General features: G+C 67.0%; 16 protein-coding genes. 9 read left to right on the top strand and 7 right to left on the bottom strand.

The genetic code is table 11. The features are described from left to right. Positions 1 to 17 precede the first annotated feature (17 nt). Together ACFPOU_RS10930 and ACFPOU_RS10925 are read right to left on the bottom strand one after the other, a co-directional pair. Positions 18 to 296 carry a hypothetical protein gene (locus ACFPOU_RS10930; RefSeq protein ID WP_379720656.1) on the bottom strand — a complete coding sequence of 93 codons (279 nt, stop codon included), beginning with the start codon at positions 294 to 296 and terminating at the stop codon, positions 18 to 20. A gap of 15 nt (positions 297 to 311) precedes the next feature. Then, positions 312 to 1,799, bottom strand: coding sequence for a DUF4331 domain-containing protein (locus ACFPOU_RS10925; protein ID WP_379720653.1), 1,488 nt, complete (start codon positions 1,797 to 1,799; stop codon positions 312 to 314). Between the two features lie 265 nt (positions 1,800 to 2,064). On the opposite strand from ACFPOU_RS10925, the gene ACFPOU_RS10920 reads away from it, so the two are divergent. Together ACFPOU_RS10920 and ACFPOU_RS10915 are read left to right on the top strand one after the other, a co-directional pair. Further along, a complete protein-coding gene (locus tag ACFPOU_RS10920) occupies positions 2,065 to 2,649 on the top strand; it encodes a sigma-70 family RNA polymerase sigma factor (RefSeq protein WP_379720650.1) in 585 nt (194 codons plus the stop codon). After that, positions 2,646 to 3,350, top strand: a complete 705-nt coding sequence (locus ACFPOU_RS10915; RefSeq protein WP_379720647.1) for an anti-sigma factor — start codon at positions 2,646 to 2,648, stop codon at positions 3,348 to 3,350. Before ACFPOU_RS10920 ends, ACFPOU_RS10915 begins: the two co-directional genes overlap by 4 nt. Positions 3,351 to 3,401: 51 nt before the next feature. Here ACFPOU_RS10915 and ACFPOU_RS10910 read toward each other — a convergent pair whose 3' ends face one another. Together ACFPOU_RS10910 and ACFPOU_RS10905 are read right to left on the bottom strand one after the other, a co-directional pair. After that, positions 3,402 to 3,977, bottom strand: coding sequence for a PEP-CTERM sorting domain-containing protein (locus tag ACFPOU_RS10910; RefSeq protein WP_379720644.1), 576 nt, complete (start codon positions 3,975 to 3,977; stop codon positions 3,402 to 3,404). A 22-nt stretch (positions 3,978 to 3,999) separates the two neighbouring features. After that, entirely contained in the window at positions 4,000 to 5,562 is a 1,563-nt protein-coding gene (locus ACFPOU_RS10905; RefSeq protein WP_379720641.1) for a DUF4331 domain-containing protein, read from the bottom strand. A 361-nt stretch (positions 5,563 to 5,923) separates the two neighbouring features. Between ACFPOU_RS10905 and ACFPOU_RS10900 the strand changes: the two genes are divergently transcribed. Then, complete coding sequence (locus tag ACFPOU_RS10900; protein ID WP_379720638.1) at positions 5,924 to 6,319, top strand: response regulator; 396 nt, start codon at positions 5,924 to 5,926, stop codon at positions 6,317 to 6,319. A gap of 65 nt (positions 6,320 to 6,384) precedes the next feature. Here ACFPOU_RS10900 and ACFPOU_RS10895 read toward each other — a convergent pair whose 3' ends face one another. Both ACFPOU_RS10895 and ACFPOU_RS10890 read right to left on the bottom strand, forming a co-directional pair. Further along, complete coding sequence (locus tag ACFPOU_RS10895; RefSeq protein WP_379720635.1) at positions 6,385 to 7,566, bottom strand: GAF domain-containing sensor histidine kinase; 1,182 nt, start codon at positions 7,564 to 7,566, stop codon at positions 6,385 to 6,387. A gap of 80 nt (positions 7,567 to 7,646) precedes the next feature. Further along, entirely contained in the window at positions 7,647 to 8,693 is a 1,047-nt protein-coding gene (locus tag ACFPOU_RS10890) for a M29 family metallopeptidase (protein WP_379720632.1), read from the bottom strand. 208 nt (positions 8,694 to 8,901) lie between these two features. On the opposite strand from ACFPOU_RS10890, the gene ACFPOU_RS10885 reads away from it, so the two are divergent. From ACFPOU_RS10885 to ACFPOU_RS10860, 6 genes are all read left to right on the top strand, one after another. Continuing rightward, positions 8,902 to 10,383, top strand: coding sequence for a hypothetical protein (locus ACFPOU_RS10885; RefSeq protein WP_379720629.1), 1,482 nt, complete (start codon positions 8,902 to 8,904; stop codon positions 10,381 to 10,383). Further along, the gene (locus ACFPOU_RS10880) at positions 10,323 to 11,864 is read left to right on the top strand and encodes a hypothetical protein (protein WP_379720626.1); all 1,542 of its coding nucleotides are present in this window, start codon (positions 10,323 to 10,325) and stop codon (positions 11,862 to 11,864) included. Before ACFPOU_RS10885 ends, ACFPOU_RS10880 begins: the two co-directional genes overlap by 61 nt. 15 nt (positions 11,865 to 11,879) lie before the next feature. Continuing rightward, positions 11,880 to 12,317, top strand: coding sequence for a hypothetical protein (locus ACFPOU_RS10875; protein WP_379720623.1), 438 nt, complete (start codon positions 11,880 to 11,882; stop codon positions 12,315 to 12,317). Between the two features lie 30 nt (positions 12,318 to 12,347). Continuing rightward, the gene (locus tag ACFPOU_RS10870; protein ID WP_379720620.1) at positions 12,348 to 15,983 is read left to right on the top strand and encodes a tubulin-like doman-containing protein; all 3,636 of its coding nucleotides are present in this window, start codon (positions 12,348 to 12,350) and stop codon (positions 15,981 to 15,983) included. Positions 15,984 to 16,010: 27 nt separating this feature from the next. Further along, positions 16,011 to 16,829, top strand: coding sequence for a hypothetical protein (locus ACFPOU_RS10865; protein ID WP_379720617.1), 819 nt, complete (start codon positions 16,011 to 16,013; stop codon positions 16,827 to 16,829). A 76-nt stretch (positions 16,830 to 16,905) separates the two neighbouring features. Continuing rightward, the gene (locus ACFPOU_RS10860) at positions 16,906 to 17,259 is read left to right on the top strand and encodes a hypothetical protein (RefSeq protein ID WP_379720614.1); all 354 of its coding nucleotides are present in this window, start codon (positions 16,906 to 16,908) and stop codon (positions 17,257 to 17,259) included. Positions 17,260 to 17,292: 33 nt separating this feature from the next. Here ACFPOU_RS10860 and ACFPOU_RS10855 read toward each other — a convergent pair whose 3' ends face one another. Then, a complete protein-coding gene (locus ACFPOU_RS10855) occupies positions 17,293 to 19,377 on the bottom strand; it encodes a tetratricopeptide repeat-containing diguanylate cyclase (protein WP_379720611.1) in 2,085 nt (694 codons plus the stop codon). Between the last annotated feature and the right edge of the window lie 2 nt (positions 19,378 to 19,379).

Here is a 19,379-nt window from a genome sequence, read left to right as displayed (position 1 = left end):
GTGGCAAAAGCGCCGGATCAGCCGAGCGGTTTCGGCTCGGTGTCTTCTGGCTTGGTCTCGGTGACGCCGTCGATCGCGGCCGGTTCCTCGTTGTCGAGCAGCGCGTTCACACGTGCCAGCACGTAGTCAAAGAACGAGTCGCTGGCCGCCGGTGGGGTCGGCGAGCCGCCCGTCGGCGGCGGCTCGGGTAAGCGCGTCTTGTTGTCGCCGCCGCAAGCGCTCAGGGCCAGCGCCGTGCACAGGGCCGCCGCACGGAGCGCGCCGCGTGGCAGGCGGGGAAGGAGATGGTTGGACATGGATGCTCTCCTCGCTTACTGGTTGCCTGGCAGCGGCGTGTTCATGTAAGGGAAGGCGGCCTTGTAGCTGTTCGCATCCTTGCGCACGCCATCGGTCAGCGGCAGGCCGCCGGCCGGCGCATCGGCGGGCTTGCAACCGACGCCGAGCGCATCGTTGGCGCCGGTCAGCACGCACAGGGCGCCCATCGCAACGCGCAGCGAGACGTCGACGATATCGTCGGCCGGACGGCGTCCGTTCGGGAAGCCCGCATTGTCGCCGGCGGCCACGCCCAGCGGATTTTGCGATGCCTGCGCGGTCGGCTCGATGCTGGTGTTCAGGCGCAGCATCTCGGAAGCGACGACGTTCTTAGGCTGGTTCAGGCCGGGAATGCCCTTGAGGAAGGCGGTGACCAGGTCGGTACGCGGGAAGTTGGTCGGCGCCTTGGCCGATGGGAACAGCGATTCGACGACCGCCGGCAGCACCGGATTGGTCACGTAGTTGAGCCACTGCGTATCGTCCTTCGGCTTGGAGGTATTGAAGCGGTCCTTGTCGTCCATGCCGATGATGACTTCGTTCACGAGCGGCATGCCGAGGCGCGACACCTGGGCCCAGGCGCCGCCTTCCTTGACGGCGCTGTTGATGCCGGAGGCAGGGTTCGGATTGATCAGGCGTGCCTGGCGCATGCTGGCCGTGGCATAGGCGCCGATCACCGGTTCGCCGGCGACCGCCAGGCAGCCGACCGGCAGTTCCATGGCGATCGAGCTGACGTTCTTGTTTTCCAGGTCGTTCTTGTTACCGCCCGATTCTGCGCCCAGCGGGTTCAGGTTGAACAGGTCGAAGATCTTGCCGACCGCGATATAGAAGGATTCCTTGCGCTGGCCGACGAACACGCGGCCGGTGCCGCAGCCGGGCACGTTGACGTCGAAGATGTGCTGGTTGGCATAGGTTTCATAGCCGCCGGCGCCGCCGAAGACCTTGTCGCCGATGTTGTCGACCGGCTTGTCGAATTCGGTGGCGCCGTTGGCGGCGGCCAGGCGGGTGCGGGTGCCGCTGCGGCGGTCGCCCTTGACCATGTCGATGGTGTAGGTCTCGCGCACGTTCAGCGAAGCCGGGTTGACGCCGCTGATTGTCGACGAATTGATCAGCGGGATCAGTACCTGCTTGCCGCCGATGGTGAGCGCGGTGCGCTTGGAGGTGTTCTTGAAGCGGATCTGGAAGGTGATGTCTTCCTTGGCGTCGCCGTTGTTATCGACGTGGATTTCGTAGAGCGCGTTCTGGTCGAACTGGTAGAAGTTCGGTCCACCCTGCGGGTCCTGGAAGGGCGTGAAGTTGGCGATCATCGTCACGAAGCCGGCACGGCCCGGGGCATAGCTGCGGAACATGTAGAAGTCGGTACCGTCTACTTTCGGCGCATTCGTCAAAAACGGTGCTTCGCGGTGGCTCGATGCACTTGCCGGGCTCGACAGCGCCATGAGCGCCGTTCCCGTCACAATTGCCGCCGTCCATAGGGATTTCTTCTGCATTATTCTCATCATGCTCTCCGGGTAAAAAGGGTGGTTTGATTTTTTGTTCACGTTCGAATTCGATGATATTGATTATCATACAAGCCCGTCGCACGTTTGTTCGGGCACGCGAGTCATCCCGTGCAAGCAAGCCGTATCGATATATACGCGGCGGCAGGCCGATCGGATTCAAAATATTTTTGTTGGGTTGTACAGTGCTTAATTATGGTATTTTCCTCCGCGACATGACTTCGACCTCAACCATGACTTTCACTGCGAGCGCAACTTGAACACGGCAGCAACCCATTCCGACCCCGCCCAGTTGCGGGCCTGGCTGCACGGCGCGGCCCACCGCGACCGGGCGGCATTTCGCGCGTTGTACGACGCCAGTTCACCCCGGCTCTATGGCCTGGCGCTGCGTATCCTCGGCCGGCGCGAACTGGCCGAAGAGGTGCTGCAAGAGAGTTTTGTCGCGATCTGGCACCACGCCGTCGACTACGAAAGCGCGCTCTCGGCGCCGATGACCTGGATGACGACGATCGTGCGCAACCGCGCCTTCGACCTGTTGCGCCGCGCCCGCCACGACGGCGAGGCCGACGCGGCCGACAGCCACGCGATGGAGTCGCTGGTCGACATGGCGGCCACGCCGGCCGAGCGCCTGCAGATGAGCAGCGAAGCGCAGGCCCTGGCCGACTGCATGGCCGCGCTCGAGGAAAAGCACCGCGAAGTGGTCGGCATGGCCTTCTTCCATGACCTGTCGCACAGCGACGTCGCCGAGAAACTGACGCTGCCGCTCGGTACCGTGAAAACCTGGATCCGGCGCAGCCTGGCGCGCCTGCATGCCTGCCTGAGCGCGCGGGGTGCCGCATGAATTTGCGCGGCAACGAACCCCTGCGCGAGCGCCTCGCCGCCGAATATGTGCTGGGCACACTGCGCGGACGCGCACGGCGCCGCTTCGAGGGCTTGATGCACCAGGACGCGGCCCTGCGCCGCACCACCCGTGAATGGAACGAGCGCCTCGGCGCGATGGCCGAATTCGCGCCGCCCGTGGCGCCCGACCGGCAGGCCTGGCACGCGATCGAGCGCCGCCTCGGCTTGCAGCCGGAGGCGCCGCGCTGGCAATTCTGGCGCCACGGCTCGCTCGGTCTGTGGCGCGGCTTCGGCCTGGCCTCGTCGGCGCTGGCGGCCCTGCTGCTGGTGACGGTGTCCGTCGAGCGTCCCGGCACGGCGCGCACCAGCGACATCGCCAGCCTGACGGACGAACAGGCGCGTCCGGCACTGGTGGTGACGGCCGACCGCGCGCGCGGCGTGATGACGGTGAAGGTGGTGGCCCAGGCACCGCTGACGGCCGGACAGGCCTTGCAGCTGTGGGCGGTGCCGCGTGCCGGCAAGCCGCGTTCGCTGGGCGTGCTGGGCGCGCGGCGGACGTTGACGCTGCCGCTGCCGGCCAGCGCGATCGGCGACGACGTGGCGGTGTTGGCGGTCAGTCTCGAGCCGGAAGGCGGCTCGCCCAATCCGGACGGCCCGAGCGGGCCGATCCTCTACAAGGGAAGCTGGGCACACGTGCTGTAACGGTGGAGGGCGCTGCCGCGCCAGCTTGCGGCAGCGCCTCCCGTCAAGGCGTCAGGATGCCTTGCGCACGGCGCGCCTGCGTACGCCCGCCAGCATGCCGATCCCGAGCAGCAGCGTCGCGATCGATGCCGGTTCCGGCACCTGCGCGGCGTCGAGGCCGATGTCGTCGAGCACCAGGTCGCCGTCGGCCGTGAAGCGCAGTTCGGTCAATCCCGTCCACATCGGCAGCGTGGCCGTGCCCAGGTCCGCCAGCGCCAGCATGGTGTCGCGCCGGCTGCTGTCGCCGAAGATGCCGGTGATGCTCAGCGTCGCGCCGGCCTCGGGGTCGAGCGCTCCCGCGACCAGGCTGGAAAAGCTGAACGGGCCGCCGCCGTCGGCCCTCAGGCTGACCGTGCTGCCGTCGATCAGGACCAGCGCGCCCGAGAACGCGCTGCCCAAGCCGTCGATCGTCAGGAAGCCGGCTGCCTCGCCGTCCAGCCGGAAACCGGCCTCGCGGTAGACGGCGCGGCCGCTGCCGTTATCGATGTCGATGAGGGAGGGATTGTCGAAGTTGACGACGGCGGCGCCGGCGACCGGGCTTGCGCCCAGGACCAGCGCCGCTGCCAGTGCACCTAATAGTTTTTTCATGTCGGTCTCCGTGAGCGGGCGCTTACTGCGCGCCCGGCAGTGGCGTGTTCAGGTAGGGGAAGCCGGCCAGGAAGGGCTGGACCGCCTGGTCGACCGCGTCGTGCAGGCGGAAGGCGGTGCTACCCAGCGGCACGGCCGACGGGTTGCAGGCTGCGCCGAAACCGAGCGCATTATTGTTCCCGTTGGCCATGCACAGGCCGCCCATGGCCACCACCAGCGAGATGTCGACCACGTCGTCCTTTGGACGGCGCCCATTCGGATAGCCCGCATTGTCGGAACCGCCGGCAAGGAGGTTGCCGACGATGCCGAGCCGGTTTTGCCGGGCAAACGGCACGGCGGCAATCGAGGTGTTCAGGCGCAGCATTTCCGAGGGCGTGGGATTGAGCGGGCGGTTGACGCCGGCGATCCCGGTCAGGAACGCCGTCACCAGGTCCTGGCGCGGCAGGTTGCGGGGCATGGCGCTGCCGGCCTGCAGGCCGAGGCCGATCTCCACCACTTTCGGCAGCGTCGGGTTGGTGACGTAGGTGGCGAACTGCCCGTCATTCTGCGGCAGCGAGCTGTTGAAGCGGTCCTTGTCGGGCAAGCCGATGATCACTTCGTTCACGAGCGGCATGCCAAGGCGCGACACCTGGACGAAAGCGCCGCCGTAGCTGACCGTGGTCTGGTGCCCGGAAGGCGGATTGGCATTGACCAGCTGGCTCTGGCGGACGCTGGCCGTGGTCCAGGTGCCGATGACCGGGTCGGCCGTGGTCTTCGACAGCAGGCAGCTCTTGTGGACTTCGACCGCGAGCGAGGTGACGTTCTTGTTGGCCAGCGGGTTCGGCGCGGCGTTGATGAGGGCCGGATCGGTGATCACGTTCAGGGGCGCGTTGATCAGGTCGAACAGCGTGCCGAGGTTGACGGCGAAGCCTTCGCGCCGCTGTCCCACGAAGACGCGTCCCGGGACCGAGCAGCCCGGAATGGCGACCGGGTGGATATGTTGGGCCGCATAGGCGGCATACTGCGGAATGGTCTTGGTGCCGATGTTGTCGACCGGCTTGTCGAAACTGGTGGCGCCGCTGCCCACGCGCGCGAGCGCGGCCGACTGGCCGCTACGGCGGTCGCCCCGGATCAGGTTCACGGTAAAGCGCTCGTTGACGTTCAGGACCGGCGAATTCGGGCCCTGCACCTGGCCCGCCTGGGTCAGTGGAATCGGTACGTTCTGGGTGCCGATCTGCAGCGCGATGCGGTTGAAGATGTTCTGGAAGCGGAACTGGAAGGTCAAGTCCTCCTTCGCATCGCCGTTGTTGTCGACGTGGATTTCGTAGATGGCATTCGGGTCCATCTTGAAATAGTTCGGCCCGCCGAACGGATCCTGCAAAGGCTGGTAGTTGGCGATCAGGGTGACATAGCCGGCGCGACCTTGTTCATAGCTGTTGAACGCATACAGATCGGTGCCGTCGACTTTCGGCTGGGTGGTGATGAACGGCGCCTCGCGGTGGCTCGAAGCCTGGGCGGGGAAGGCGGCCAGGACGGCCAGTAGGGGACAGCTTGCGGCAACGAGTAGTTCGCGGAACTTTGCACGGCGTACGGCGTGGTCAACCATGATGCGTCTCCTTGATGACTTGGTTATCAAAACAATCAAATATCGATGATGTACGCGCCCATAATGGGAAATCAGGCAGTTATATTTGCCAAATATGCGTCCTGGAGAACGTCAGGCATAAAGCATGCCACCGATGTGTTCGCCTATGAAATCGAGATCGGCATGCTAAAAAATGTAAGAATGTGTAAGATCCATCGACATGTTGCAGCAAGAAAATTTGCGCGGATCTGGAGGGAATCTATTCTTCCTGAGGGAAACTAGATGGGATGGCGCGCTTTGCCGGTTCGCGCATGGATTGCGTGTTTGAATAGGCGCAATGTCAATTTATGACACATTGCTTTTATTCATGTAGGATGCGCCGATGCTGAAAAAAGCCCTGATCGTCGACGATCTACCCTTCGATGCCGAACTAACATGCCGTGTCCTGCGCAGCTGTGACTTCGCGCATGAAGTCGTCGTTGTCTCGGACGGCGAACAAGCGCTGCGCGAACTGCACAAGACACACGACTACGATGTCGTCCTGCTCGACCTGGCGCTGCCCAAGGTCGACGGCTTCGAAGTGCTGAAAGAAATCTCTTCCAAACCCTTTCTGTCGGATATCCCCGTCATTGTCCTGTCGAGCTCGCGAAACGAGTCGGACCGCGTGCGCACGCGGGTGCTGGGGGCGGGCGATTTTGTCGAGAAAGCAATCGATTACGCCGTGTTCAAGGCCGACCTGACGCGCGCCTTGTCGCTGTATGGATTCGGCTTCGCCTGATCGAACGACGCCGCGCAAGGGCGCCGTCGTTCAGGTGCCCGCATCGCCGGCAAACGGCGAGACGATCAGCCCGCGCGCACGGGCCCCAGCCGGAACAGGAACACCGTCCTGCCGCCGCGCGAACTGACCTCGATCGATCCGTGATGCGCACGCGCGATCCGGTCGACGATGTACAGGCCCAGGCCCAGGCCTTCGCTGCCCGTACGCGAGGCCGCGCGCCAGTAAGGCTTGAACAGTCCATCGATCACGCCCTGTGCCAGTTCGCGTCCCTCGTTCGCCACCGACAGCACGAATTCCTCCCCGGCCAGCGCGGCCGCCACCTGGACCGGCGCCTGTTCGCTGCCGTGCACCAGCGCGTTCTTCAGCAGGTTCGACAGCAGCTGGGCGATGCGTTCGGGGTCGCAGCGCAAGTGCAGGCCGGGCGCGATCGCGGCCTTGATCGCGCGCTGCGGATACAGTCCGCGCATCTCGTCGACCACCTGTTCCAGCGTGGGTGTGAGGTCGGCTTCGCGCAGGCGCATCGGAATGCCGCTGCCCATACGTCCGCGCGTGAAGTCGAGCACGTCGTCGACCAGCGCGGCCATGCGGGTGGCACTGCGGCGGATGCGCTCGACGATGGTGCGCGCTTCGGGATTCGGGTGCTGGCGCGTGAGCAGGTCGGTGCCGAGCAGGATCGAGCCGAGCGGAGTGCGCAGGTCGTGGCCGAGGACGGCGATGAACTGCTCGCGCAGCTCCGCCGTCGCGCGCTCGCTCAGCAAGTCCGCCTGCGTGGTGACCAGCTTCTTGTCGGCTTCCAGCTGCTTCGACACCAGTTCGGCAAACAGGTGCATGGTCGATACCGTGACGTTGTCGGACAGGCGTGCCGGTTCCGGGTCGAGTCCGCACAGGGTGCCGAAATAGCTGCCGTCGTTGCGGAAGATGGGAATCGAAAAATAGCTCTGGAAACCGTTGATGCGCGGCGTGTCGTGTTCGCGGCAGGCCTCGCTTGCCTGCACGTTGTCGATGATGACGGCGCGGCCGCTGTCGCGCACCTCCTCGCACAAGGTGGTTTTCACATCGAGCCGGCTGCCCTGCGCGAGGCCGACGTTGAGCTTGTCGAGGACGGCGCAGGCGACCCAGTCCTCGTCGGTGACATGGGCAATGCAGACGAAACGCAGGCCCGTCATGGCGGCGACCGTTTCCAGAATCTTCGGCACCGCGCTGATTGCCTGGATCTCGTCCACGCGGCGCAAGAGGTCCTCGTCCATCCCATCCCCAACTGATTTTTATGAGCATTCAACTGCCTAGAATGCCATATTACCACCATGCAGTCATCAAATTCAACAAATTAAATGGTCCAGATTCCGTCCGCATACACCCGTTCGTCGCCCAGATACACCGCATCCGTCACGACGAACACATCGATGTGGTAGCGCGCATCCTTCCTCTTGAAGCCCGGCTTCGGATACACCCCGTGTTTCGCGCCCAGCGACAGGTGGATGCCGCACATCCGTTCATAGGTGCCGATGTCGTCGACCCGCAGCTCGCGCGTGAACGCGCGGTTCATGCCGAAGCCCAGTTCGCGCACCCAGACTTCGCCCTCGTCACGCCGGATGTTGTCGAGCACCTGCTGGAACTCGGGCGTCGCGTTTTCGGTACCGACCACGCGGCCACGCTCGACGACGATCGTCACCGGCATCAATGGCCGGTTCGACAGGTAGGAGGTATCGCCGAACACGTGGATCTGCGCGCGGCCATTGACCGCTTCCAGGTCGAGCGCCTCGGTAAACACTTCGCCGATCGGAAACTGGCCGCCGACGTTGTTCATCCCGCTGTAGTCGCCCACGTTCAGCTTGGCCGGCTCGAGGGGCGACGCGAATACCAGTTCCTCGCCGCCGCCGCAGACGCGCGCGTGCGGGGTGGCGTCGATCCGGCTTTTAAGGGCGCGGCCGACGCCGCGGAAGTAGCTCGGGTCATAGGCCAGCGCGGCGATGTAGTGCTCGCCCTGGATGCCCGGCATGCGCGACAGGTGCACGTGCTCGACCACCTTCAGGCCCAGTTTGAAAAGTTCGACGCGGATGCGGAAGGCCTCGAGCCGGAAATTGGTCGACTGCACCAGCACCACCAGGTCTTGCGGCGCCAGCGCGCGAAAGCGCGCCAGCACCCCGGCGGCGTCGGCGCGGTCGAAGTCGATGAATTCGGCCTGCGGCAAGTTGCGCCGGTAAGCCTCGACCAGGGCGCGCGCCAGGCCCGTGCGCTGGTCGAAGACCACCAGCGCGCGCTGCGCCGGGCCGTGTTCGATGGCGATCGCAAGCACGTTCGCCAGGTGCGCGGCGGCGGCGTCGACGGCATGCGCGGGCAGGTCGGGCGTGGGGGGCAGGGCAAGAACGGTCATGGGGAGGCAAGGGCGCGGATGAGGCCGACATTATACGGTCCTGTATTGGAATTGCCTCTAAAGGCGCGGATTCCGATCCCAACAGTGCCGCAGCGCGCTACCGGCCGAACGGCGCGCCGCAAACGGGCCGGGGCAGTTATGATTTAGACAGCTATGACGATCCGCGCCACGAGCGCGGCAAGCCGATTTCAATCAATTGCGGAGCACGATGACCTACCAATGGGAGACGCCGACCAGCACCTGGCTGGAAGACGACACGAGCGGACAGTTTGCACTCCAGGCGACCGAAGGCCTGGGACGCATCGACTGGCAGGCGCATGCGCGCGGCCGGCTGCCCGATTGCGCCCACTTGCTCGGCGCCTCGCTGCCGACGGCCTGCGCCTGCGCGGCCATCTATCCCGAAGGGTTTGCGTTTTGCCCGACCTGCGGCGCGCCGCTCGAACGCCTGCTTGGCCGCGCCCGGCACCAGCCCGACTGGTGGGGCGCCCCTAACGACCAGGCACTGCCGCGCCACGTGCCGCACGGCCTGCCCGTCACCTCGCTGGCGCTGGGCGACCGCCTCGAAGGCCGTCCCGCCGCGCCCCATGTCAACCGTGCCGAGCTGGCCATGCCGGCGCCGCCGAATGCCCATTGCGAATTCATCGCCGGCAGCTACGGCTTTCCCGAGCAGCGCCTGCTCGCCTTGGCGCCGGCGCGCGGCGTGCTGCAATACTGGGATCCGCTGGCCCAGCTCTGGCATGTGATGGGCGCCGAGGAAGCGGGCAGCGAACTGCGCTTTTCCGCGGGTGGCTACGGCTGGCTCCCGGCCGTCAATCCTGCGCGCGGCGAAGTCGGCATCGTGCCGCTCGATAGCGGCCTGTCGCGCCTGTGGATCAATCCGCTCAACGAAAGCTACCGCCTGGAAGTGCTGTTTGGCGGGCGCCTGGCCTCGAGCCCGGGCGTGATGCGGCGCCAGGTCGGCTGCCTGTACGTGGAGGACGGCGTACTCAACCTGCTCGATGCGCAGCTCGACTTCGTCAACGGCACCACTTTCGAATGCGCGGATGCGCCGACCACCGGCTGGATGCGTCCGATCGGCTACGACAACCGCCTGTTCTGGCTGCACGCGCAGGGCCAGCTGGTCTGGCGGCCGGGCGAATCGCCGCGCTGGACGCCGTGGCCGCGCGGCTGGACGCCGAAGCTCGATTTCGGCGGCCCCACCCAAAGCCGGGACGGGCGCCTGTGGCATATCGGCCATGACGGCCAGGCCTATTCCTTCCTCGAGCTCGGGGCCGACAATCCGCAGGTCGAGCCGATCGACGGCGCGCGCCTGGGCTTTGCCAACTTCCTGTTCCGGCGCGGCCATCCGGTGCTGGACCAGCCCTGGTCGGCCGAGCACATCGAAGACGCGGTTGCCGACGATTCCCTGGTCTTGCCGCTGCTGCGCAGTTTCAATAACAACCGCGCCCAGCCCAGCGGCCTGGTGCTGCGCTTTCACGCCTACACGGGCCGCGCCGAGGAAGCCCTGGCCGGCCGCACGATCGCGAAGACGACGATCGAATGGATCGGCAAGCGCAACGTGATCCTCGACGAGGTGGCGCGCCTGGCGCGGCCGCTCGACTGCGTGCCCTTCGTCTACGACGGCGCCCTATGGCTGCACCACCCGGACTGGAACGCGGTGCGCGGCTGGCGCCTGGAAGCGCTGTCGTGACGGCCGTGCCGGTGCGTTGCCTGTGCGCCCTCGCGCTGCTGTGCGGCTCCGGTGGCGCCGCGGCCGCGCCGCACGTGTTCCTGGTCCAGAACTCGGGCTGGATGGAACCCTTCTACAGCGATCCGGCTTCTCCATTCAAGCCGCTGGTGACCGAACTGGCGCTGGCCGTGGCGCGGCCGGGCGAGGCGCTGGTGCTGGCCGCGTTCAACCAGTCGCAGCCGAACGCGCCGTCGCCGCGGGCGCTGGTCTCGACCACGGTCGGTGGGGACACGCGCGCTGCCGTCACGCGCGCGCTGGCAGGACTCGATACCGCGCGCAAGCCGGGCGGCGCACTGGCCGACACCGACCTCGGCGAAGCGGTCGGTGCCGCCATGACGCAGGCACTGGGCGGCAGGGACGGCATCGTCTGGCTGGTCACGAACAACCGCAACAGCCCGAACAACGACCAGGCCACCGCCGCGCGCAACCGCGAGTTCTATCGTCTGATCCACGACGGCGGCAAGATCCGCACCGCGCTGGCCTTCCCGCTGCGCATGCCGGTCAAGGGCGAGCATTTCCGCGCCAACGGCCTGATGGTGTATGCGTTCGCGATCGGAGAGGGCGGGGCGCGCGCGCTGGACGGCTTGCTGGCCTCGGGCGCCGTGCGCAAGATCATCACCGGGCCGCCGGCGCGCCTCAAGCCCCTGGACCGCGACACCGTGCGCCTGGTGCCGAGAAAAGTCGAGAACGCGCCTGGCGTCACCTTCGCCATGGGCAGCAACGGCGTGCTGCGCGCCGACGTGGCGCCGCACGCGAGCTCGCCGACGGCGAAGATCGGCTGGAACATCGAAAACACGATGTACCCGTACACGATCGTCAGCGCTTCCTTGAGCGCGCGTTCCAGGCTCGGCGGCGAGAACCGCACCGTCACGCTGGGCAGCACGCGCGTGCACGGACTTGCCCCGAACCAGCCGCAGCCGCTGGGCTCGACCCTGCAGCTGCCGGTGGCCCAGCTACCCGGCAAATGGTCGGTGGCGGCCCTGCAATCCGCCGGCTCGGCCTATGTGCTGCCGGGGACGATCGAAGTGCACCTGGCCGAGCAGAAGCTGGCCTTGTCGAGCGGCTTTCGCGAGCGCATGGCGGAACTGTTCCCGGGCGACCCGCTGCCCGATATCTTCACGCCGCCCGCGCGGATCGCCGCCTCGACCGCCGTGCTGCCGATCGAGGTGCGCGTGCATTACGGCAGCGGCCCGCTGCTGGCGGCCGGCGCCGGCTTGCTGGCGCTGCTGGCGGCCGGCCTGGGCGCGGCCTACGGCTGGATGCGCCCGCGGCGCGCGCTCGTCACCGTCGAGGACGAGCAGCGCACCATGCATGCGCGCACCGGCACCGTGCAACCGATTTACGACAAGGCGGGCAATGAAGTGGCCCGCCTGAAGACCACCCTGTTCGGCCACCAGCTGATTGACCTGCGCGAAGGCGCGCAGGTCCGTCTCGGCCGCTGACCCCAAGGAAAACATATGCAAGCCCAAAACACCGCCCAGGCCGACCCGGGCTTCAAGCTCCCCGCCGACAAGGCCGCGCCCGACGATCCGCTGCCGAAAACCAGGCCCGAGACGGCGAGCAACCCGGTCGAAGTCATGCCCGGCGCGCCGGTCCCGGCCACCGACACCTCCACGCGCGACCTCGCCATCGGCGGCGCCGTCTTCCTGGTGCTGCTGGTCGTGTACTTCTTCGTCCGCAACGCCTACGTGCACCACATGGTCGTGCGCCGCGTGGCGCCGTCCACCGCCGGAAGCGCCGGCTGGCTGCTGTTCGTCGGCCTGAGCTTCCTGTCGGCAGCCGTGGTACTGGCGGTCATCAATGCCAGCAGATACCTGACCCTGGGCGTCACCGCGCCCCTGGTCGCGGTCGGCCTGGTCGCACTCGTTGCCGCCCTGGTCGTCGGCCGCCGCTAGGCGCAGCTCACAGAACTCGAAAGAACCACCATGGCAGATTTTCCCACGCTCGATCAAATGAACCGCAAATCCGAACTCAAGGTCGACCTGCGCCCGACGCTGTTCATCGGCGCCGGCGGCACCGGCATGGAAGTGATGATGCGCATCCGGCGCCGTATCCTGTCGGCGGTCTGGAACCGGCACCACCCGACCCGCGTCGAATCGATCGCCGATTTTCCGGTGGCGCGCTTCCTGCACTTCGACCTCGATTCGAATTCGATCATCGACGAAGGCAAGTCGCAGCGCACCGATCCCTGGTACGAGCTGGTCAAGCTCACCGACGAGGAGCGCCTGGTCGAGCCGCTCGACCTGCCGCAATACCACGAGTCCGACGACAGCCTGGCGCGCTTTCCCCTGATCGAAAAATGGATGCCGCTGCGTCCGAAGAAACTGCGCTCGCTCGGCATCGATCCCTCGAAAGGCGCGGGCCAGATCCGCGCGGTGGCGCGCCTGTACCTGTTCGACAAATACCCGAAGCTGCGCGGCCGCATCAAGGGCGCGCTGAACTACCTGGGCAGCAACGCCGGCATCGAGCGCAAGGAGAATTACCAGCGCCTCGGCCTGCAGGTGGACACCTCGAAGTTCCGCATCGTCGTCATCGCCTCGAACGCGGGCGGCACCGGCGCCGGCAGCGCCATCGACCTGGGCTGGATGGCGAAAGCCATCGCGCGCCAGGAAGTGGCCGACAGCCAGGTCGACCTGGTGATGTTCATGCCGTCGGGTTTCGCCAAGGCGAACAAGGAGCGCACCGAGGCCAACGCCTACGCCACCATGATGGAGCTGGAAACGACCATGCGCGACATGAACGCGCAGGTCAAGTGGATGGACCCGGACAGCATCACCGGGCGCGGCGCGCCGTTCGACGACGTCTATTTCGTCGACACCGCGAACCTGGCCAACAAGGCCACCCAGGACGTCAAGGACGTGTACCAGATGGTGGCCGACACCTTGTTCGAGGATTTCGCCTCGGCCGACTTTGCCAACCGCAAGCGCTCGGTGGCGGTGAACCAGCAGCAGCACAAGCTCGGACCGTACAACCCGCGCGTGCCGGAAGGGCGCTTCGGCGACATGCGGCTGTCGTACTCGAAGGTATATTCGGCCTTCGGCCAGGCGGTGCTCGATACCCAGCAAAGCCTGCGCGAAGACATCCGCGCCTACGAGCTGGCGGCATTGATGGTCAAGGAATTCTTCGGCCTCGTCGGGCGCGACGGCGCCCTGGCGCGCCGTGCGGGAGACCAGGAGCGCGACGCCTTCATGCGCGAGCACATGGACATGCGCGAACTGCCCTTCGACGAATTCCCCGATTTCAAGAAGGGGACGGTGGACGTGGCGCCGTTCCAGGAATACGCGCTCACGGGCCTGCTCCTGCGCGACAAGGAAGGACGCTCGCTGCTCGAACGCGTCGAAAGTAAAGTGCAGCTCGAGATGGACCGCATCATGGCCGCCTTCGACGTGCCGCAGTGGCGCGAGCGCGTGGCCGAGCTGCTGCCGAACCTGGAGCGCGACGCGATCCGCGAAGCCGGCGCCAGCGCCGAGACCAGCGAGGACCGCATCAAGCGCCACACGATCGAACTGACCGGGCGCCTGAAGACGCGGGTGCGCGAGCGCCTGTATGCGCTGCTCGACGACCGCAAGCAGGGCGGGCTCGAATTCGTGCTCTCCCTGCTCGAGCAGGTGAAGGCGCGCCTGCTGCAGCGCGATCTCGCCAATGCCGAGCGCAACGGCCGCCGCTACCGCGACATCCGCGACGCGCTGCGCACGCGCCAGGTCGAGGAGTCGCTGGGCAACCTGTCGCAGGCGTCGAGCCGCCTGTTCGGGAAAGACGCGCAGGCGCGCGAAGTGATGGCGCACCTCAAGCGCGACATCGCCGACTACCTGCGCTTCCACCTGCTGGCGGTGGCCGCCGGCCAGTCGATCGAAGTCATGCGCGGCATGTCGGCCTGGCTGGGCGAGCCGCAGTCGACCGACGAGCAGGGCAATGCGCAATGGAGCGGCATCGCCGGCGAATTCCAGGAAGGCAGGAAGCATGTGCAGGAGATCCTGCGCGCGGTCGACGGGCGCATCAGCCAGCTGCGTGCCGACGCGCGCCAGGAGCACGCCACCTACATCAAGCTGGCCGGCGACATGCAGCCGGCGCCGGTACGCCTGACAAGCGACGTCAGTGAATGGAGCGAGGAAGTGCTGCTCGAATTCGGCGGCTCCGGCAAACTGTTCCCGCAACTGGGCGACGAGCGCACCCGCGCGGACTTGTTGTTAAAGCTGTTCCGCCGCGCCCAGACCCAGCTGTCGAACACCGAGCTGCAGGGCGAGCCGGGCGACCCGTTATTGGACCGCCTGAACGCGATGACGCCGCAGGAGCGCCAGCGCGTCTTCGCCGAATGGCTGCGCAGCGCCATGCCGTGGGTGAACGCGCGCTTCTCGGCCGAGTTCACGCCCAATGCCGACCAGTTCAAGTGCTTCATCGGCGTCGGCGACGCGGCCGCCTGGCGCAAGATGGAAGGCGAGATCCGCGCCTCGGTGCCGACCGGGTATTTTCACGGCGACCTGGTCTCGGTCGTGAACACCGGCATTCCCGGGCGCGCGGTCTGCTATATCGAATTGTCGGGCTTTCCGATGACGATCCTGCGCGGCCTGCCGACCTGGCGCGCCTCGTACCAGATCGAGAACCCGAAGATCCCGACCCACCTGCACTTCGATTCGACCCGCTTTCGCCATCCGATTTCACCGTCGATGGACGAACTGAACCGCCTGGCGGACGATTACGAATGGTTCCTGCAGGCGATCGCGCTGGGCGTCATCCGCCGCAAGGCCGACCAGGGCGACCGCGAGGCGGCCTTCCAGCCGCGCGGCCAGTACCTGTTCGAGGTCGAGCCGGGTTCCGGCGAATGGCTGCAGATCGGGAATGAATATGCGATCCGCTCGAACGGCTTGCCGCCGTATTACCGCGAGCAGGTGATCGCGGCCGTGCGCAACCGTTTGACGGCGCTCGGTCCGCACCAGCTGTTGCTGCTCGCCGCGCTGATGCGCCACTACCAGCTGCGCGTCTACGAGCCGCGCCTTGAAACGGACGAGACCGGCGCCCAGCTGCCCTCGCCCTCGCTGCCGAACATTACCGCGCGCCGCCTGTACGAAGCCTGGCTGCGGCGCGCCATGGCGGCGGACCCGACGCTGTCGAACGGCGCCGTGGACGCGGCCCTGGCCGGGATCGCCGCCTGGACCGAACCGGTGCCCGATTCCGCGCTGGACGCCTATGCCTGGGAAGTCGAGCGCCCGATCGACAAGCGCGTCGTCAAGCCCGAGATCCTCGCGAACGAGGCGCGCGCCGCGGCGGCGCTGGAGGTGCGCGCGCTCGGCACGCCGGCCACCCCGGCGCCGGCCGCGATCCCCGACCCGGCGCCGGCGCCGCTGTACAAGCTCTTCGTGGCGGGCGTCCAGCGCGGGCCATTCACGCTCGACGAGGTGGCCCGGCAACTGGCGCGCGGCGAGATCGAAGCCGCCACGCGCGCCTGGGACATGGCGCAGGACCCGAAATACGGCAAATGGGGCCTGGTGTCGGACATTGCCGGCCTCCAGCCCCGGGCGCCATCGATTCCCGATCCGGACGACGGCGTCCCGGATCCGCAATAACAGGGGCGCTTCGTGCAAGAGAACCCGATGGTCCGCTGCATCCACGCCGCGTGCGGGCACGCTTTGCCGCGCCGCGTGAACTTTTGTCCGTATTGCGGGACTGCCCAGGCAGCAGGAAACACCCGGGCGCAAGCGGCGCCGCTGCCGGCGCCGTCGGCTGGCATCGCGGTCGACAGGCAGGTGCCTGCCGAAGCGGTCGTCGCGGTCGCGTCGGAAGCCAGGGCAGCGATACCGGCGCCGGCGGCGCGTGCCGAGACGGTGCCTCCTTCCACCGCCGAGCGAACGCCGGCCGCCGACCAGGCCACGCCGGCGCCAGCGCCACCGCCGCCACGTCCGCAATCGCCATTGCCCGGGGCCACGCCCGCGGCTGGCGCGCCGCGGCCGGCGCGCCGGCCGGTGCGCCTGCGCTGGTGGCTGCTGGCGCTGGCGGCGCTGTGGGCGATCTGGCTGATTGCCAAGCCGTCGAACCGGCGCATCGAGGCGCATATGGCGAAGGCGATCGCGCTGGCCGCCGAGTGCAAACCGCGCGAGGCACAGAGCGAACTGATCGCGCTGCGCGGTACGAAGGCCACGCCTGAGCAACTGCGGAAAGTGCAGACATCGCTCAACGAAGCCAGCGCCGCCTGCACCCGCAAGCGCCAGCGCGACAAGGCCTGGCGCGAAGCGAAGAGCGCGGTCGAGTCGGCGATGTCGGCTTCCGCGTTCGAGCGGGCCCGCTCGCGCCTGCGCGCCTTTACCAAACGCTGGGGCGAGGACGACGCCACGCGCGCGATGAAGGAAGATATCGACGCTCGCCAGCCTGAACATCCGCGCGCCGACGAGGTCGAAGCGGGGATGACGTACTGATTCGGGCAAGCACGCCGGCAGACAGGCGCCGCGCACACGGTGTATGCTTTCGGAAACACAATCGTAGGAGCCAAGCATGAAAACGATGACCATGTTCAGTGCGCTGCTGGTACTGGCCCTGGCCGCCGGCTGTACGCGCGACGAGGATGCGGTGGGGCCGGCGCAAAAGGCCGGCAAGGCGATCGACGAGGCCGGCGAAAAGGTCGCCGAGGGCCTGCGCGCACCGCTGGAGAAGGCCGACGAGGCTGCGAGAAAGCTGGCCGAGCGCGCCGAGCAGGAGCGCCGCGCGCTCGCCGAACGCACCGAGCAGGCACGCGAGCAGATCAAGGACGCCACCGAGGAAGCCGGCCGCGGCCTGGAAAAGGCCGCCGGCAAGGTCGGCGAGAAGGTCGAGCAGGCCGGCGAGAAGATGCAGGAAGCGGCGCGCTGAGGCGCCGTCGATGCTACGGCTCAGCGCAGATGTTCACGCGCTGGCCCGCAAATCCGGATATCCTCCCGTCACGATCGACAGGTCCACGAAGCCCGCGCGCCAGGCCTGCTCCAGGTTCTGCTCGATCTCTTCCATCGACGTGCGCCCGAAGTTGGCAAAGCCGCGCACGCCATAGGCGCGGTTGCGCCCATGTCCCTTGGCCATGTATAGCGCCATGTCGACCAGGTTGACCGCGCGTTCCCAGGGCAACGCCTCGCCGTCCGGCGCGAGCGGGTAGGGCGCGAAGCCGATCGACACGTTCACCGACAGCGTCGTGCCCTGGAATTCGATGCTGGTCTCGCTGATACCGCCCAGCAGGCGGCGCGCGACCTCGTCCAGGCCGGCGCGCGGGATCGCCGGCAGGAAGGCCAGGAATTCCTCGCCGCCCCAGCGCACGATCATGTCGGTCTCGCGCAGGATCTCGCGCAGGCTGGCGGCGATCTTGATCAGCACCGCGTCGCCGGCGCCATGGCCCCAGGTGTCGTTGATGTGCTTGAAATGGTCGACGTCCATCAGGAACAGCGCGCTGACCATTTCCTCGCCCGAGGTGCCGGCGCCGCGCTTCTCGTCGACGCGGTGCCCGCGCATGAACTCCTGGAAGTGGCGGCGGTTGTACAGGGAGGTGAGCGGATCGCGCACGCTCTGCTGCTTGAGTTCCTGGTTTTTCAGGAACAGCTGCGCATTCGCGTGGCGCACCTTGCGGTAGAGGAGGCCGACCACGAGCGATGCCAGTCCGAAGACGACGGCCAGCAGCCACCAGATGCGCTGCTGCAGGCGGCGGTTGTCGATCTCGGCCGACTTGACCTGGTTCTCGCGCTCGAGCAGCACGATCTGGCGCTGCTTCTTGTCGGCGTTGTATTTTTCCTGGAGTTCGAGCAGCGCCTGCTGGCGGCGCTTTTCGAACAGTTCATTCGACAGCGTGCGTTCGCGGTGATAGGCCACGACCGCGCCGGCATAGTCGCCCGCGCGTTCGAGCGCGCTGCCGTATTCGGCCAGGACTGCCTGCAGCTCGGGTTTGTCGCCCGTTGCCTGGAACACGTCGAGGCCGGCCTCGAAGCTGCGCTTGCCTTCCAGCAGATTGCCGGTCGACAGGTAGGCCTGGCCCAGGTTCACGCGCGCCGTGGCCAGCGCCACGTTATCGAAAATTTCCTGCGCCGCTACGATCGCCTGCAGCGAATACAGCTTCGCATTGCGGTAGTCGCGCATCTTGAGGTAGCAATCCGACAGGTTGACCAGCGAGCGCGCCACCAGCGAGCGGGCACCGATCTTGCGCTGCAGTTGGAGCGCCATCGACTGCGCCGCGAGGGCCCGGTCGAGCTGGCCAGTGTCGACCGCCAGGCCGTATTCGGTGCTTTTCAGCGTCGCCATGCGGCCCGGCGAATCGATCTGCCTGGCCGCCTCGGTCGCTTCCGCCAGGGCCTCGAAGCCCTTGTCGAATTCGCGCATCTGGCCATACAGGCGCGCCAGCGAATTGAGCACGATGACCAGGTGCACTGGCTCGCCGTGCTGGCGCGCGTAGGCCAGGATGGCCTCGGTCTTTTCGAGGGCGCGCGGAAAATTGCCATCCTCGGCGAACGACTCGGCCGACGACACGCCGGCGCGCACGCGCAGTTCGACGTCGGTGGTGGTGTCGGCCAGGCGCTCGGCTTCCCAGATCAGCGCATGCGACAGGGCCAGCTCTTTTTGCGCGTATTTGATATAGCCCTTGCGCAGCAGGCCCTTGGCCAGCGCGCCGTTGTCCTTCGCGGCGCGGCCGAATTCGATCAGCTCGTCGCAGGTGGCGAGCGCCTTTTCCTGGCGGCCGACGCCCTGGTAGGACATGCACAGCTGCGCCAGCATCTCGCCCTTGTCCTCGACGCTCGACGCACGCGCCTCGCGCTCGACGGCCAGCAGCATCGGCAGCGCGCGCTCGGGAATGAAGCGGTTGATTTCGCGGATCTCGGCCAGGCGCTCGCCCAGGGGCGCGGCAGCCTGTCCCCAGGCACAGGAGGCCGGCAGCATGGCCGCCGCCAGCAATAGCGAGGCCAGCAGCGTCGGCGTGCGACGGCGTGGCTGTCTGATCGTGCTTGCTGCCGGCATAA

The organism is Massilia jejuensis (assembly GCF_042656795.1).
GTDB lineage: Bacteria > Pseudomonadota > Gammaproteobacteria > Burkholderiales > Burkholderiaceae_D > Telluria > Telluria jejuensis.
This window is presented reverse-complemented; position numbering and strand designations above follow the sequence as displayed.

What these genes read in the sequence shown, in the direction of transcription:
- ACFPOU_RS10870 (WP_379720620.1), top strand. Translation starts at nt 12,348, where the DNA reads ATGGCAGATTTTCCCACGCTCGATCAAATGAACCGCAAATCCGAACTC.
- ACFPOU_RS10855 (WP_379720611.1), bottom strand. Translation starts at nt 19,377, where the DNA reads ATGCCGGCAGCAAGCACGATCAGACAGCCACGCCGTCGCACGCCGACG.
- ACFPOU_RS10910 (WP_379720644.1), bottom strand. Translation starts at nt 3,977, where the DNA reads ATGAAAAAACTATTAGGTGCACTGGCAGCGGCGCTGGTCCTGGGCGCA.
- ACFPOU_RS10890 (WP_379720632.1), bottom strand. Translation starts at nt 8,693, where the DNA reads ATGACCGTTCTTGCCCTGCCCCCCACGCCCGACCTGCCCGCGCATGCC.
- ACFPOU_RS10885 (WP_379720629.1), top strand. Translation starts at nt 8,902, where the DNA reads ATGACCTACCAATGGGAGACGCCGACCAGCACCTGGCTGGAAGACGAC.
- ACFPOU_RS10880 (WP_379720626.1), top strand. Translation starts at nt 10,323, where the DNA reads ATGGCTGCACCACCCGGACTGGAACGCGGTGCGCGGCTGGCGCCTGGA.
- ACFPOU_RS10860 (WP_379720614.1), top strand. Translation starts at nt 16,906, where the DNA reads ATGAAAACGATGACCATGTTCAGTGCGCTGCTGGTACTGGCCCTGGCC.
- ACFPOU_RS10875 (WP_379720623.1), top strand. Translation starts at nt 11,880, where the DNA reads ATGCAAGCCCAAAACACCGCCCAGGCCGACCCGGGCTTCAAGCTCCCC.
- ACFPOU_RS10900 (WP_379720638.1), top strand. Translation starts at nt 5,924, where the DNA reads ATGCTGAAAAAAGCCCTGATCGTCGACGATCTACCCTTCGATGCCGAA.
- ACFPOU_RS10895 (WP_379720635.1), bottom strand. Translation starts at nt 7,566, where the DNA reads ATGGACGAGGACCTCTTGCGCCGCGTGGACGAGATCCAGGCAATCAGC.
- ACFPOU_RS10915 (WP_379720647.1), top strand. Translation starts at nt 2,646, where the DNA reads ATGAATTTGCGCGGCAACGAACCCCTGCGCGAGCGCCTCGCCGCCGAA.
- ACFPOU_RS10905 (WP_379720641.1), bottom strand. Translation starts at nt 5,562, where the DNA reads ATGGTTGACCACGCCGTACGCCGTGCAAAGTTCCGCGAACTACTCGTT.
- ACFPOU_RS10925 (WP_379720653.1), bottom strand. Translation starts at nt 1,799, where the DNA reads ATGCAGAAGAAATCCCTATGGACGGCGGCAATTGTGACGGGAACGGCG.
- ACFPOU_RS10930 (WP_379720656.1), bottom strand. Translation starts at nt 296, where the DNA reads ATGTCCAACCATCTCCTTCCCCGCCTGCCACGCGGCGCGCTCCGTGCG.
- ACFPOU_RS10865 (WP_379720617.1), top strand. Translation starts at nt 16,011, where the DNA reads ATGGTCCGCTGCATCCACGCCGCGTGCGGGCACGCTTTGCCGCGCCGC.